Here is a 14,226-nt window from a genome sequence, read left to right on the forward strand (position 1 = left end):
CTCCCGTCAATCCAGCTTCGGCGGAAAACCGGGTTCGGCCTTGGCCATTGCGCGCTGATATGCCTCGCGCGAACCGATCCGCTGCAGATAGGCCTTGAGGTTGGGCTTGTCGTCGATCGAGAGGTTGTTGAACGCGCGGCTGGTGGTCAGCTGGAACACCATCATGATGTCTGCAGTGGTCAGCTGCGATCCGCCAAAATAGTCGGCTTCGCCCAACCGGCGTTCAACCTGCGCCCAGGCATTGGACACGCGTTTGCCCAGCGAAGGTGGCATTTCCGCGCCGACTGCGCCCACTGCGATCTGCATCATGCCATTGGTCATGAATGTCGCGTTGGCGAAATGGAACCAGTAAAGATGGTCGGCGAAGTCCGGATGATCGGGCCCGGGAACAAGGCCGGTATCGGGCGCATATTTTCCCACGATGTACTCGACGATGGCTCCGCTCTCACCCAGCAGCGTGCCGTTGTCTTCGATAAGCGGGGCGATCTCCATCGGATGAAGCGCTTTAAGCTCCGGCGGGGCCAACCGGGTTTCCGGATCGCGATTGTAGAGTTTCAGGTCGTATTCCAGCCCCAATTCCTCGCACAGCCAGACGATGCGTTCGGATTGTGAAATGCGCAGGTGGTGAATGGTGAGCATGTCGGGCTATTCCTCTCAGACAAAACTATAGGGATCGATGTCGATGCTTACGCGAACCGTGCGGGGCAAGTCGAGCTTTGCCAGCCAGTCGCGGATCACGTCCTGCACTTGCGCACTGCGCCTGGCATTGACCAGCAGGCGATAACGATAACGCCCGCGTAAAAGAGCCATCGGGGCGGGGGCAGGGCCGAGAATGGCTATGTCCTGCAAATGCGGAGCCGTGCCGCCGATTGCGCGGGCAGCCTCGCGGGCTTCTGTCTCGTCTTCGGACGAAACGATGATTGCGGCCCACCGGCCAAACGGCGGCGCGCCTGCGTGGCGGCGGGCTTCGGTTTCGGCGTCGTAGAACGCATCGCGGTCGCCGGCCGCCAGAGCTTCGATAACGGGGGCTTCGGGGTGGCGCGTCTGGATCAGCACGGTGCCGGGTTTGGCCCCGCGCCCTGCGCGCCCGGCCACCTGTGCGACTTGCTGGTAGGTCCGTTCTGCCGCGCGCAAATCGCCGCCTTCGAGGCCCAGGTCGGCATCGACCACCCCGACCAGCGTCAGTTCGGGAAAGTGAAACCCCTTGGTGACAAGCTGCGTGCCGACGATCACGTCGATTGCCTTGGCTTCAGCCTGCGCGACGAACTCCGCCGCTTTCTCCGGCGTGTTGAGCGTGTCGGACGTGGCGACCGCGACGCGCGCATCCGGCAATATCTCTGCCACTTCATCCGCGATGCGCTCGACCCCCGGCCCGCAAGCCACGAGACACTCTGGCTCTCCGCATTCGGGGCAATTGAGCGGGGGCTTTTCTTCGTGGCCGCAATGATGGCAGGCGAGGCGCTTGCTGAAGCGATGCTCGACCAGCCATGCGCTGCAGTTGGTGCATTGGAAGCGAAAGCCGCAATTGCGGCACAATGTCAGCGGGGCATAGCCCCGCCGGTTGAGAAACAGCAGCGACTGTTCGCCGCGTTCGAGCCGTACGAACAGCTCGCGGGTCAGTGAGGGGGCGAGCCATCGCCCGCGCTCGGGCGGTTCTTCAGTCAGGTTGACGATGCGGATTTCAGGCAATTGTGCCCCGCCATATCGGCTCGGCAGGTCGAGACGCTCGTAAATCCCGCTTTCCGCCATCTGCAGGCTTTCGAGCGCCGGTGTCGCGCTGGCCAGAACCACCGGGATTTTCTCGAACCGCGCCCGCATGACCGCGACATCGCGCGCGTTGTAGCGCACGCCCTCGTCTTGTTTGAAGCTGATCTCATGCGCTTCATCGACCACGATCAGGCCGAGGTTCGCATAGGGCAGGAAAAGGGCCGATCGCGCGCCGACGACCACTTGCGCCTGACCGCTGGCAATCGCGCGCCACGCACGGCGGCGCTCGGTCGATTTTAGCGAGCTGTGCCACACGATGGGCGGCGCACCGAACCGGTCTTCGAACCGGCGCAAGAACGCTTCGGTCAGAGCGATCTCAGGTAGCAGGACCAAAACTTGCCGCCCCATTCGCAGCGCTGCGGCCATCGGTTCGAAATAGGTTTCCGTCTTGCCCGATCCCGTCACCCCATCGAGCAGATAGGGCGCGAACTTGCGGGACTGAACCGCCTCGGCAAGCTGGCGGGCAACCGCTGTCTGCTGCTCGTTCAGCTCGACTGTGGCGTGGGCGTCGTCCGCGCGCGGATAGGGGCGGTCGCAATCGACCACCACCGGCTCCAGCACGCCCTGATTGACCAGTCCGCGCAGCACTCCGTCCGACACATCGGCCAGTTCCGCCAGCTCGCGGATCGTCGCCTGTTCGCCTTCGAGCGCGCCCATCGCCTGCTCGCGTTTCGGTGTCATCCGCTCTGGCAAGCCGCCTGACAAGCGATACTCGGTGATCGTCGCCGGGCCGCGCAAAGCCCCGCCGGACGAGATTACCATCCGCGCAACCGAAGTGAGCGGCGCGCAGTAGTAGTTGGCAGTCCATTCGATCAGTCGCCGCAATTCAGGCCGGAGCGGAGGGACCGGCAGCACCTCCAGTATCGGGCGGAGCTTGTTTTCGGGCACCGGATCGGTCGGCAGGCGTTCCTCTTCCCAGACAATGCCGATGATCTGTCGCGGCCCGAGCGGTGCCACGACAATCGAACCGTACTCGACTGTCATGTTATCGGGCACCCGATAGTCGAGCGGGCCGAGAGCGGCATTGAAGACGAGGCAGCGGACGCGGTTCATGTTTGACCGTACATATGGGCACCGGCTGCCATGCGCGGCAAGGGAAGGAAGACGAAAATGACCGAGATTGTTCAAGTACACTTCAATCGGCGCGCATTTATCGCGGCAGCATCTGCGGCAAGCGTGGTCGGGCTATCGGGCTGCGCAGCCTTGCCCGGATACAGTCTGACCGATGCGGTGCGCCGTTTGTTGTTACTGTCGAGCGAACGCGCGTTTGCCCGGCTGACTGCCCCTGGCGGTTTCTGGGACGGTCAGGTCGAACGGATCGGCCTGAACAACATCATGGGTGCGCGCGGCGATATTCTGTCGGGCATCCTCACATCGGCGCTGTTCAAGGACCAGCTGGAAGGCGCGTTCGCGGATCTTGCTATCGAAGGGGCCGAGCGAGCCGCTCCGATCGTTGCCGACACTGTGCGGATTGTCGGTTTCGAAGCGGCCGAACAGCTCGTTCGCGGCGGCCCGACTGCTGCCACCAGCTTCCTGCGCGGCGAGATGGGCAATACTCTGGTCGAGGCGATGATCCCTGAACTTGGCGAAGGCATCAGGCTCGCGCGCGATCCGGTCATTGCCCGCGCAATCACGCAATTGGCGGGGGTCGATGTGGGACGGGTCGCGACACGGTTCTCGGACACGATCAACAACGCGATATGGGACGAGATGGGCGTCGAAGAGGCGGCAATCCGCCGCAACCCGCGCGCCACCAACGATCCGCTGCTGATCGGAGTATTCGGTCTGGGCAATCTCTGACCCCGTCTGGCGCGCTATTCGTTCCAAAGGGGGTTCAAAAATCCGATTCTGCAACTTAAGACTCTCTCTTACAGTCAGTTATCGGCGGTGAAGAGGGGGGTGTTGTGCGGAGAATTGTGTCAGCGATATTTGCTTTCGGGCTGGTGGGTAGCAGCATGGTCGCGATATCGGCAGAGGCGCGTTCGCCGAACGAAATCTATGGTTCGGTGTTCCAGCGATACAAGAACATCACCGACGCACGGAAGAAGCTGCGCAGCCTCGAGAAAAAGGGCCAGCTCACCACGGGTGAGGAATATTACGCCCTCGGTCATGCCTGTCAGTATGAAGAGTCCGCCAGCCAATCGATGATCCTGACCGCGCTCAGTCGTTCGCGCTGCAAAGAGAAGTCGGGTGAATATTTCGTCGAGGCGGGGATGCGCGGCGTACCGGAAGGGTTCGTCTCGGCAGCACAATTTCTGGGCCGGGGCGACCAGGCGTATCTCTATGCACAAGTGGCCTACCAGCTGTCGGGAGACGACGCTTCGCTGCGGAGCGAAGCGCTGGACCTGTTATCTTCGCTGAGCAGCAGCGTCAGTGATACGGCGGTTATCGACCAGCAAGCGATCCAGCTTGCGACGCAGCTCGCGACCGACGGACCCTATGGCGGATTGCGCAACGCGGCGACGACAGTCGATGTGCAGAACCGGTTGCCGAGCCTCGCCTGGCTCGACTTCAAGAACCCCAAGCGTTGCCATTTCAGCGAGGGATGGCAGCGCATGATGCAGGGCGCTTACAGAATTGATGACCGAGACTACCTGACCAAGCCTGCAACCACATCTGTGCCGGACACCGGTCAGCGAGTGACCGGCCGCATCACCCGGCCGCAAAAGGAATGGGAAAGCATCGTGCGGGTGGAAGCGGATGTGAAAGGGCGCTGGAACGGGCTCACGGTGCTTGGAACCTTCACCACCTTCGTAGAAGAATCGCACGGGGTGTGGGGCGACGGCATTCGTTTTGCTGAGCCGGTCGAAATTGTGGCGCAGCGGCTGGCAGCGGCTGGCTTCGTAGTGAACCGCGACGGCAGCGAACGGCGGCAAGTCGATAAGGTCGAACGCTCTCGCTACACCGATCAGCAGGGCAAGGTCCAAGTCGCTGAGGCAATCGACGGGGTGATCACAAGTATCGAACGGATCAACGGCGAGACCTATTTTTTCTGCGATGAGATTTTTGAAGCGAGCTACGGGGCCTGACAGCGCGGCTCAACCCCTAGCCGTGGTTTGAACCTGACGCTAAAGCCTTGCGGGAATCACCCATCCCGCAAGGACACGCGCACATGAAATTCTTCGCCGACACTGCCGAAATCGATGACATCAAGGAACTGGCCGCTACCGGCCTGCTCGATGGCGTTACCACCAATCCCTCGCTGATCGCGAAGTCGGGCCGCGATTTCATGGAAGTGACGAAGGAAATCTGCGGCATCACCGATGGTCCGGTGAGCGCTGAGGTTGTCGCGCTCGATCACGCGACGATGATGAAAGAGGCCGAAGTCCTGCGCAAGATCGCGGACAATGTGTGCATCAAGGTGCCGCTGACGATCGACGGGCTCAAGACCTGCAATGCGCTGACGGCAGATGGCACAATGGTCAATGTCACGCTCTGCTTCAGCGCCAATCAGGCTCTGCTGGCAGCGAAAGCGGGCGCTACTTTTATCTCGCCCTTCGTCGGACGGCATGACGACAACGGATCGAACGGCATGGACCTGATCCGCGACATTCGACACATCTATGACAATTACGCGTTCGACACGGAAATCCTCGTCGCATCGGTGCGGCACGCGACCCATGTGCTGGAAAGCGCGCTGATCGGCGCCGACGTGATGACCGCGCCGCCGGCGGTGATCAAAGGCCTGTTCAAGCATATCCTGACCGACAAGGGTATCGAAGGCTTTCTTGCCGACTGGGAGAAGACCGGACAGAGCATTCTCTGATCCCGGGATTTGGCTGACGAAACGCCCCTTGATCGCTTCAAGCGAACGCTGACCGGCACGGCCCGCGCGGTGGCGCGCGAGCCTGAGGTGGAGGTCGCGTGGAGTGCGGATGCGCCATCGGCGAGCGGGAAGAATTTCCGCGTCCCTTTGCCCGGACGGAACTTGCCGCCCGAGCAAGCTGCCGAAGCGCGCGGGTTTGCGGACAGTTTCGCGCTCAAGCTGCGCCATCACAATGAGGCTCTCCATACGAAAAACGCGCCGCCGGAGCCGGTGGCCCGCGCCTGTTATGATGTGATCGAGCAGGTTCGCTATGAAGCGCTTGGGGCCAATAATTTCAGCGGGATGCGGACCAATCTTGAGGCCGCGACCGAACTGCGCACGGCTTCGGACCCGATCACGCGGGCGCAAGGGGAGAACGACGTCCCGTTGCAGAGCGCGCTAGGCTTGATGCTGCGCGAAGAACTGACCGGCGCGCAGATCCCGGAGAAAGCGCGCGCCGGTGTCGAAATGGTGCGTGAGTTCATCGAGGCTCGAACCGGGGGTGATTTTGAATCGCTCGCGCTTTCGCTTGATGATCAGGAGGCCTTTCAGTCGCTTGCACTCGACATGTTGCAGCATCTCGAGCTTACGCGTCCCGATGACGCGGGCGATATTGACGACAACGAAGGCGACGACGACGAGGGCGAGAACGAGCAAGAGGACGAGAGCGATCAGGAGGCCGACGGGGCGGAGCCGCAGTCGACCGAAATGGCCGGCGAAATGGCCGAGGGCGAGAGCGACGGGGAGGCTGAAACCGAGCTCGAATCCTCGGAAGAAATGTCCGATGGCGAAGCTGGCGAAGAAGGCGACGAGGGCATGCTTCCGGTGCGCCCCAACCGGCCATGGACCGATCTCCCGAACGATTTCGAATACAAGCATTTCACCGACAGGTTCGACGAAGTCATCGAAGCACCCGAGCTGTGCGACAGCGAGGAACTGGACCGGCTTCGAGCTTATCTCGATAGCCAGCTGACCGGCTTGCAGTCCGTGGTGACCAAGCTCGCCAACCGGCTCCAGCGCCGCCTGATGGCGCAGCAGAATCGCAGCTGGGATTTCGACCAGGAAGAGGGGATGCTCGATGCCGCACGGCTCGCCCGTGTGGTCATCAGCCCCGGCCACTCGCTCAGCTACAAGATGGAGCGGGATACCGAGTTCAAGGACACCATCGTGACCCTGCTGATCGACAATTCCGGCTCCATGCGCGGGCGGCCGATCAGCATCGCCGCGATCAGCGCCGATATCATGGCGCGCACGCTGGAACGGTGCGGGGTCAAGACCGAGATTCTCGGCTTCACCACCCGCGCATGGAAGGGCGGGCAGAGCCGCGAGGCCTGGCTCGCCGACGGCAAGCCGCCGCATCCCGGCCGCCTCAACGATCTGCGCCACATCGTCTACAAGAAGGCCGACGAGCCCTGGCGCCGCGCGCGCCGCAACTTGGGCCTGATGATGCGCGAGGGTCTGCTCAAGGAAAATATCGACGGCGAAGCGCTGATGTGGGCGCACCAGCGCCTGCTTGCCCGCGCCGAGGACCGCCGCATCCTGATGGTGATCAGCGACGGCGCCCCGGTCGACGACAGCACGCTCAGCGTGAACAACGCCGGCTATCTCGAACAGCACCTGCGCCGCGTGATCGAATGGATCGAGAAAAGCTCGCCGGTGCAACTCGCCGCAATCGGGATCGGGCACGACGTAACGCGGTATTACAAGAAATCGGTAACGATCATGGATGTGGAGCAACTGGGCGGGACGATAATCGAGCAACTCGCTGGGTTGTTCGAGGTGGAGTGATCGCTTGGCTGAAAGGACGATAGACATCCGCTTGTTGGGCCCGGATGACCATGCTGTCGTGATCGCCGCTCAAGGCATCTTCGACAACCGCCCTATCCCGGACCAGACGCACGATTTTCTTGCCAGCGATCGCGAGTTCCTTTGGCTGGCGTTTTACGATTGTGAAGTGGCGGGTTTCGTTAGCGCGACGAGCATTCTCCATCCCGACAAGCTGCCCCATCTGTTTGTCAACGAGCTCGAGACACGTGAAGGTTTCCGGAGGCTAGGGATTGCTACGCGGTTGATGCGGACGGTGCAGGAATACGGAAAAATGAATGGACTTTGGCCGATATGGGTCGCTGCCGAAGGGGATGATGCGCAGGCGATCGCATTCTACAGATCACTTGGAGACATGAAAGAACGCGGCGCGACCGTGTTCGAATGGGAGTAAAAATGAACGTAACCGAAGCCGTCGAGACTCGCCGCTCCGTGCGCGCATTCCTCGACAAGGCCGTCGAGCGCGAAACCCTGACCCGTATCCTCGAAAAGGCGCAGCGGTCGCCTTCCGGCGGGAACACCCAGCCGTGGCACGGGATCGTCGTCACCGGTGAGCCGATGCACCGGCTGTTCGACCGGGTCGCGCAGGAATTGCCCAAGGGGCGCGAGGCGTTTGCGCCGGAATACAATGTCTATCCGCCCGAACTCGACGGGGCCTATGAGCAGCGCCGCCGCGGGGTTGGCGAGGACATGTATGGCGCGCTTGAAATCACCCGCGAGGAAAAGGGAAAGCGGCTGATGTGGTTCGCCAACAACTTCCGCGCGTTCGGCGCGCCGGTGCTGATGCTGGTTCACACGCCGAAATATATGGGACCGCCGCAATGGTCCGATATCGGCATGTGGCTCCAGACCATTGGCTTGCTGCTGCGCGAGGAGGGGCTCGACTGCTGTTATCAGGAGGCTTGGGCGGTCTACTCGCCGCAAATCCGCGAAGTGGTCGATATTCCGGAAGATCACATATTCTTTTGCGGTGTCGCGATCGGCTATCGCGATCCTGATGCAGCGGTGAACAATTTCACGGTTGCCCGCGCGCCGCTGGACGAAACCATCCGGTGGGACGGCTGGAACTGACTGCTCAGTAAGCGCAGACCCGGAAATCGCTGCCGAGCCAGCATGCCGGGTCTTCCTGCGACCGTATTGCGGACCCCCAGCGTGAATTGATCCCGTCGAGGGTCAGTCCGCGCACTTCGGCTTCTCCCGGCGCAATCACCGCGACAGTGATGTTGGCCACGCCCGGCGCAATCGCTTCGTTGCCTCCGGGCATCTGCACTGAAAAGGTCCCGCCCCGTTCCGCCAAGAAATCGCACGGGCCGCGATATTCTTCGCCGCTGCTTTCGACCGCGCAGAGCGCCGATTTCCAGCCGGGCCGGCTAACTGGTGCCACTTGCTGCTCGTCACTGGAAACGGATGGGGCTTGAGCAATGGTCTGCTCCGGCTGGCTTGCGGCAGGCTGGGCGGCCGAAGTGCTTGCCTCTGCGTGCGTGCCCTCCCGAACCGAGTCATCCTGGCATCCGGCGGCAGCGATGGCGATCAATGCAATGAAAATGACCCGCATTGTAAATCCCCTGTTGCTGTCAATCGACAAGTGATTGAAGCGCTTCCGATGCCATATCCGGCAAGTGTCCAAAATATCCTAGATGCGACTCGAATCAGCGTCTAGGCTCCTTAGACATAATAAGAAAATCATGGGTCGCGCACGCAGGGTCGGAATGCTTTCGGCCCCCATTCCTTGGGGAGGGAAGCACATCGTGCAACGGCGAGGCGCCTTTATTTTGTCCTGTCTTTTGGCAGGCACCGGCCTTTCGGCCCCTGCGCTCGCGCAGACGCAGCCACCCCTTGTCAGAGACAGTTTTCCGATCGGCGATGGCAATGGCATTTTGTGCCAGGTGCAGGACCGCAGTGTCGGCAATCCGGCAAAACGCACGATGTTCGACCGCCGATGGGCGGTTATATGTCGCGACAGCGCGCGGCCGGTTGCAACCCTTTATGCCTTCAAGGACGACGGATCGAACCTGCCGTCGGTGCGGGAGGAAAATACCGAATGCCCGGCCAGAGTCGGACTGGCCAGTATCGGCGATGGGATTCGGCGCGAAAGCTGCCAGCTGTCGGGGGCGACCGATCTCGAGTGGAACCGGTACCGGGCCGAGTCTGGCGACATGATTTTCGTGGCCGAGGGCTTTGCTGCCTATGACAGCGCGACGCAGCTGGCGCTCAAATCGGTGCGCAACAATGCCATCGCGCAAGGGACGATCGATGTCGCGACGACATCCGTGCTCGACCCGCTGTCCTTCGCGCGCGTGCAGGCCGAGACGCTCAAGCCGGAACAGGCGCTGTGGGAAGGCTATCGGCGCAATCTGGGCGGCGAGTATGCAGAGGCGGCGGCCTATTTCGAAACGCTCCAGCAGCGGCTTGAAGGCGAGGATGACGAGACCATCAATCCCGGCGAGTTTTTGATCAACCGCGCCTTGCAGAAATCCAACCTCGGGCAATTTGCCGAGGCCAATCGCCTGTTTGCCGATGCGGAAGAACTGACTGAAGGCGATCCGGTGGCCGGCCGGCTCCAGCGCAATTTCGAAGCATTTCATTTGCTCAATCAGGGATTTTATCTTGAGGCTATCGAGCGGGCCGGGCGCGGCCTTGACGGTTCGGCCGCCGGGGCGGCCGATCTTGCTACGGGCTTGCAGATTACTCTGCCCCTTTCAGCGCGCATCAACCAGTCGGGTGAAGCAAGTTCATTGCTCGGTTTTGTCGATGAGCTGAAGCTTACACCTCAGGAACGTGCAGAGATCATCGACGCGCAGGCGCTGCAGCTGCGCGGTACGGGGCTGCGCATCGAGGGTGACAGCGACGGCGCGCGGCTGGCGCTGCTCGAGGCCTATTCGCGCGCCATCGGTGTACGCGACGGGCGGGTGACGTCGATCGCCCGCATGCGCGCGCAGATCCTCGGCGAGTTGGCGTTGATTGCGGAACAGTCCGATCGCTTCAGCGATTCCGAGACGCTTCTGCGCAACGGGCTGGAAATTCTCGAACTGCAATATCCTGAGCGCCGTGCGGTCAGCGGCGCACAGGCACGGCTGGCAAGCTTCCTTCTGCGGCGCGGGCGCGAGAGCGAGGCGATGGACCTCTACCGGACCGTGATCGATCGCTCGCTGGGCAAGCGGAACGCGGTGCTGGGCTTCGCCAACCAGCTCAATCCCTATTACCGTATTCTGTCCGAGCGGGCAGACAATGATCCGGATGCGGCTGCGGAATATTTCCGCGCGTTGCAGGTGTTGCTGCGCCCGGGTGTGGCGGAAACGCAGGCCGTTCTTGCGCGCGAGCTGAGTGCGAATTCCGATGAAGGCGCGGCGCTGTTTCGGCAGTCGCTTGATCTCGGGCGCGACATCGAGCGATTGCGGATGCGCTATGCCGCCTTGGGCAAGGCCGAACAGTCACCGTTGGTCGCGCAAGAAATGAGCGAGCTGTCCGATCAGATCGACCGGCTCGAACGCGAGCAGCAGCAAACGCAGGTGCGGCTCAACGACTATCCGCAATACCGTGTCGTCACGCCAAGGGCGATGGAACTGGATGCCTTCCGATCTGCCCTGAAGCCAGGCGAGGCCTATGCCCGGCTGGCAATCATCGGCGGTGACGTTTTCCTGTTCTACACCGATGCGCAGAACGCGCGCGCCTATCGGACTACGGTGACCGAGGAAGACCTCGATTTCCATGTCGATATGCTGCGCGCATCGATCTCGTTGTTCGAAGGCGGCCAGTTCGCGACCTATCCGTATGATCTCGCCATGGCGCGCGACCTGTATGCGGCACTGTTCGGGCCGCTTCAGGCAGAGCTGAGCGGGATCGATCACCTGATTTTCGAACCCGATGGGGCGATGCTCCGCCTGCCGATTGATATCCTGGTGACCGACGATGCATCGGTTGCACGGTATGACACCCGCCTCGCTGCCGGAGGCGACAGGTTCGACTTCACCGGCACATCGTGGTTCGGCCGCGACCGGATCATCAGCACGACAGTGTCGGCCCAAGCTTTCGTCGACGCACGCCGGGTCGGCTCGGCCAGCGGAAATCGCGATTATCTGGGCATGGGCGACAATGCACCAATCGGCGATGCACGCCTTGGTCAGCTGCGGGCGGCGGTAGTCGGCGGCAGCGACACGTGCGGTTGGGACGCACAATTGTGGAACCAGCCGATCGATGATGCCGAATTGATTACGGCGAGCGCATTGGTCGGCCAGGCTGAATCCGAACTGATTACCGGGGCGGCGTTCAGCGACACTGCGATCAGGGCGAAAGAAGACCTCGACGAATTCCGCATCATCCACTTCGCAACCCACGGGCTGGTCACGCCGCCGCGCCCGGACTGCCCGGCCAAGCCTGCGCTCCTGACATCCTTCGGCCGCGGTGATTCCGACGGCTTGCTTTCGTTCGAGGAGATTTTCGATCTCGACCTCGACGCCGACATCGTGATCCTGTCTGCCTGCGACACAGCGGGCGAAGCCAGCATCGAAGCGACGCGCGCGGCGGGCCTGACCAGCGGCGGCGGCACCTCGCTCGACGGTCTCGTGCGTTCCTTCGTCGGGGCCGGGAGCCGTTCGGTCATGGCCAGCCATTGGCCCGCGCCGGACGATTTTCGCGCAACAGAGCGGTTGATGAACGGCATGTTCTCCCGCGCCAGGCAGGGCAGCGTTGGTTCAGCACTGCGCCAGTCGCAGCGGGTGCTGATGGACGAGCCCGATACCTCGCACCCGTTCTATTGGGGCGGTTTTGCGATCATCGGTGACGCCTCGCGTCCGCTGCTTTCCGGCAAAGCCCCTGTGCCGAACGTGGCATCGGGCGAAGGCTCCGATGAAGCGGTTGTCGGCCAATGAACCGGAACAAAGAAGCCTTGAGAAGGACCCGCGCTATCACATTGCGTACCAAGACATTTGCTTTGATTGCGGCGCCGTTGATTACCGCTGTCACTGTGCCTGACATCGCCGTAGCGCAGACAGGCCCGGTTCCCACGACACGCGAGGAGATCCGCCGCGATCAGCTTGAAGACAGGTTGCAGACCCAAGGGGAGGCCGTGACTGTCGATGATGGTACGGTCGAGCGCGCTCCATGCCCTTTGGCCGATCCGCAGTTTGCTGAAATTCGCTTCACCTTCACCGGCGCCGATTTTACCGGCCTCGACGCAATCGGTGCCGATGTTGTTCGCCCTGCCTATGCCGATCAGATCGGCCAGGAACTGCCGGTAGCCGCGATCTGCGAAATTCGCGATCGGGCTGCAACGATCCTGCGCCGCGCAGGCTACCTCGCAGCGGTCCAGGTGCCGGTTCAGGCGGTCGACGGCGGAGAAGTGAAGTTCGACGCGGTGCTCGCCCGGATGAGCGCAGTTCAAGTGCGCGGCGAAGCGGGGCCATCGGGCAAAGCGCTGCAACGTTACATCGATCAGCTGACCGGCCAGCCGGTTTTCAATATCGACGAGGCTGAGCGCTACTTGCTGCTCGCTCGCGACATACCCGGTCTCGATGTCCGGCTGGTGCTTCAGCCTGCCTCGCGCGAAGCCGGTGCGCAGCCGGGGGATGTGGTGGGCATCATCAACGTCACCCGGACGCCGTTCTATTCCGACGCAAACATCCAGAACTTCGGCTCGAAAGCGGTCGGCCGGTTTGGCGGACTGCTGCGGATGCGCTTCAACGGTATCACCGGATTGGGCGACGAGACCGTACTGAGTGCCTATTCGACAGCCGACACGTCGGAACAGGTCGTATTGCAGGCGAGCCATGAATTCCGTGTGGGCGGCGATGGACTGAAATTCGGTGCCGGGTACACCACTGCCTGGTCGCGGCCCGATTTCGTCGGTCCCGATCCGTTCGAATCCGATACGACCATCATCTCGGCCTATGCGAGCTATCCGTTCAAGCGGACGCAGGCGATGAACCTGTTCGGCAGTGTCGGGGTCGATCTGATTGACCAGCAGACCGATTTTTCCGGCGTTCCACTGAGCGAAGACAAGCTGCGCGTCGCCTATGCGCGGCTGGATTTCAACAAAATCGATGACGCAAGCCTGCGCGGCGCTGGCGGATACAGCGGGATCGAACCTCGGTTCGGGATCGCCGGTTCGCTCGAATTGCGGCAGGGTCTCGATTTCCTCGGCGCAAGCAATGATTGCGGACCGGCATCGACCGGCTTTCTGGCCTGCGCTGCCCCCGGTGTGGTGCCAATCTCAAGGCTCGATGGTGATCCTTCGGGCCTTTCCTTGCGCGGGGAGGCGCGGATCGACCTGCGGCCCACGCCTTTGTGGAAGCTCAGCTTCGCACCGCGGTTCCAGTACTCGCCCGATGCACTGCTCAGCTTCGAGCAGGTCTCTGGCGGCAATTATACGGTCGGGCGCGGGTTCGATCCGGGCGCGGTCATCGGGGACAGCGGGTATGGCGGACAGGTCGAAGTGGCCTATGGTTCGCTGGTCCCGGATGCGCCCGGCGGAAAAGCGTTTCAGGGCTACGCGTTTTTCGACTTGATGGCGGTCAGCACGAAGAATGTTGCAGGTGACCCGCAAACGATCAGTTCGCTGGGTGGCGGGCTGAGGGCTAACCTCGGACAGCGGCTGTTTCTCGACGTTTTCGGCGCCGTTCCCCTGGAACGCGCGCCATTTCAGGCCGAGCGCGGAGACTTCCGCCTGCTGGTCAATCTGACGATCCAACTGGCCCCGTGGTTCCGGTGAACAGGGCACACCGAACGATGGGCAGAGAGGACTGTATGACTAACAAACGCACAGGGGTTTCGAACCCGAAAGCTTTGGCGAGGGGGAGGAAGCGCTCTCCGCTTCTTCGCGGCTGCTCGGCGCT

Annotated in this window: 11 protein-coding genes; 8 read left to right on the forward strand and 3 right to left on the reverse strand. The window is 62.1% G+C overall.

What is annotated here, in order from left to right; all coding sequences use genetic code 11:
• Window positions 1-6 precede the first annotated feature (6 nt).
• Together E0502_RS10265 and E0502_RS10270 are read right to left on the reverse strand one after the other, a co-directional pair.
• Window positions 7-639, reverse strand: a complete 633-nt coding sequence (locus E0502_RS10265) for a glutathione S-transferase family protein (protein ID WP_137677918.1) — start codon at window positions 637-639, stop codon at window positions 7-9.
• Window positions 640-654: 15 nt separating this feature from the next.
• Window positions 655-2,820 carry a primosomal protein N' gene (locus tag E0502_RS10270; protein WP_137677919.1) on the reverse strand — a complete coding sequence of 722 codons (2,166 nt, stop codon included), beginning with the start codon at window positions 2,818-2,820 and terminating at the stop codon, window positions 655-657.
• 57 nt (window positions 2,821-2,877) lie between these two features.
• Between E0502_RS10270 and E0502_RS10275 the strand changes: the two genes are divergently transcribed.
• The 6 genes from E0502_RS10275 (at window position 2,878) to E0502_RS10300 (ending at window position 8,467) form a co-directional block, all read left to right on the forward strand.
• Window positions 2,878-3,567 carry a DUF4197 domain-containing protein gene (locus E0502_RS10275; protein ID WP_137677920.1) on the forward strand — a complete coding sequence of 230 codons (690 nt, stop codon included), beginning with the start codon at window positions 2,878-2,880 and terminating at the stop codon, window positions 3,565-3,567.
• 116 nt (window positions 3,568-3,683) lie between these two features.
• Entirely contained in the window at window positions 3,684-4,796 is a 1,113-nt protein-coding gene (locus E0502_RS10280; RefSeq protein ID WP_137677921.1) for a hypothetical protein, read from the forward strand.
• Window positions 4,797-4,879: 83 nt separating this feature from the next.
• Window positions 4,880-5,533, forward strand: a complete 654-nt coding sequence (fsa, locus tag E0502_RS10285; RefSeq protein WP_137677922.1) for a fructose-6-phosphate aldolase — start codon at window positions 4,880-4,882, stop codon at window positions 5,531-5,533.
• 9 nt (window positions 5,534-5,542) lie between these two features.
• Window positions 5,543-7,360: a cobaltochelatase subunit CobT gene (gene cobT, locus E0502_RS10290; protein WP_137677923.1), complete on the forward strand. Its 1,818-nt coding sequence runs from the start codon at window positions 5,543-5,545 to the stop codon at window positions 7,358-7,360.
• A gap of 4 nt (window positions 7,361-7,364) precedes the next feature.
• On the forward strand, window positions 7,365-7,790 hold the full coding sequence (locus tag E0502_RS10295) for a GNAT family N-acetyltransferase (RefSeq protein WP_161593761.1): 426 nt from the start codon (window positions 7,365-7,367) through the stop codon (window positions 7,788-7,790).
• 2 nt (window positions 7,791-7,792) lie between these two features.
• The gene (locus tag E0502_RS10300; protein ID WP_137677925.1) at window positions 7,793-8,467 is read left to right on the forward strand and encodes a nitroreductase; all 675 of its coding nucleotides are present in this window, start codon (window positions 7,793-7,795) and stop codon (window positions 8,465-8,467) included.
• Window positions 8,468-8,471: 4 nt separating this feature from the next.
• Here the strand turns inward: E0502_RS10300 and E0502_RS10305 are convergent, their stop codons facing one another.
• The gene (locus E0502_RS10305) at window positions 8,472-8,951 is read right to left on the reverse strand and encodes a hypothetical protein (protein WP_137677926.1); all 480 of its coding nucleotides are present in this window, start codon (window positions 8,949-8,951) and stop codon (window positions 8,472-8,474) included.
• Window positions 8,952-9,168: 217 nt separating this feature from the next.
• On the opposite strand from E0502_RS10305, the gene E0502_RS10310 reads away from it, so the two are divergent.
• Together E0502_RS10310 and E0502_RS10315 are read left to right on the forward strand one after the other, a co-directional pair.
• Window positions 9,169-12,264, forward strand: a complete 3,096-nt coding sequence (locus tag E0502_RS10310) for a CHAT domain-containing protein (protein ID WP_161593762.1) — start codon at window positions 9,169-9,171, stop codon at window positions 12,262-12,264.
• A gap of 77 nt (window positions 12,265-12,341) precedes the next feature.
• Entirely contained in the window at window positions 12,342-14,102 is a 1,761-nt protein-coding gene (locus tag E0502_RS10315; RefSeq protein WP_137677928.1) for a ShlB/FhaC/HecB family hemolysin secretion/activation protein, read from the forward strand.
• The last annotated feature ends 124 nt before the right edge of the window (window positions 14,103-14,226 follow it).

Origin of the sequence: Parerythrobacter lutipelagi (assembly GCF_005434975.1) — a bacterium.
Lineage (GTDB): Bacteria > Pseudomonadota > Alphaproteobacteria > Sphingomonadales > Sphingomonadaceae > Parerythrobacter_A > Parerythrobacter_A lutipelagi.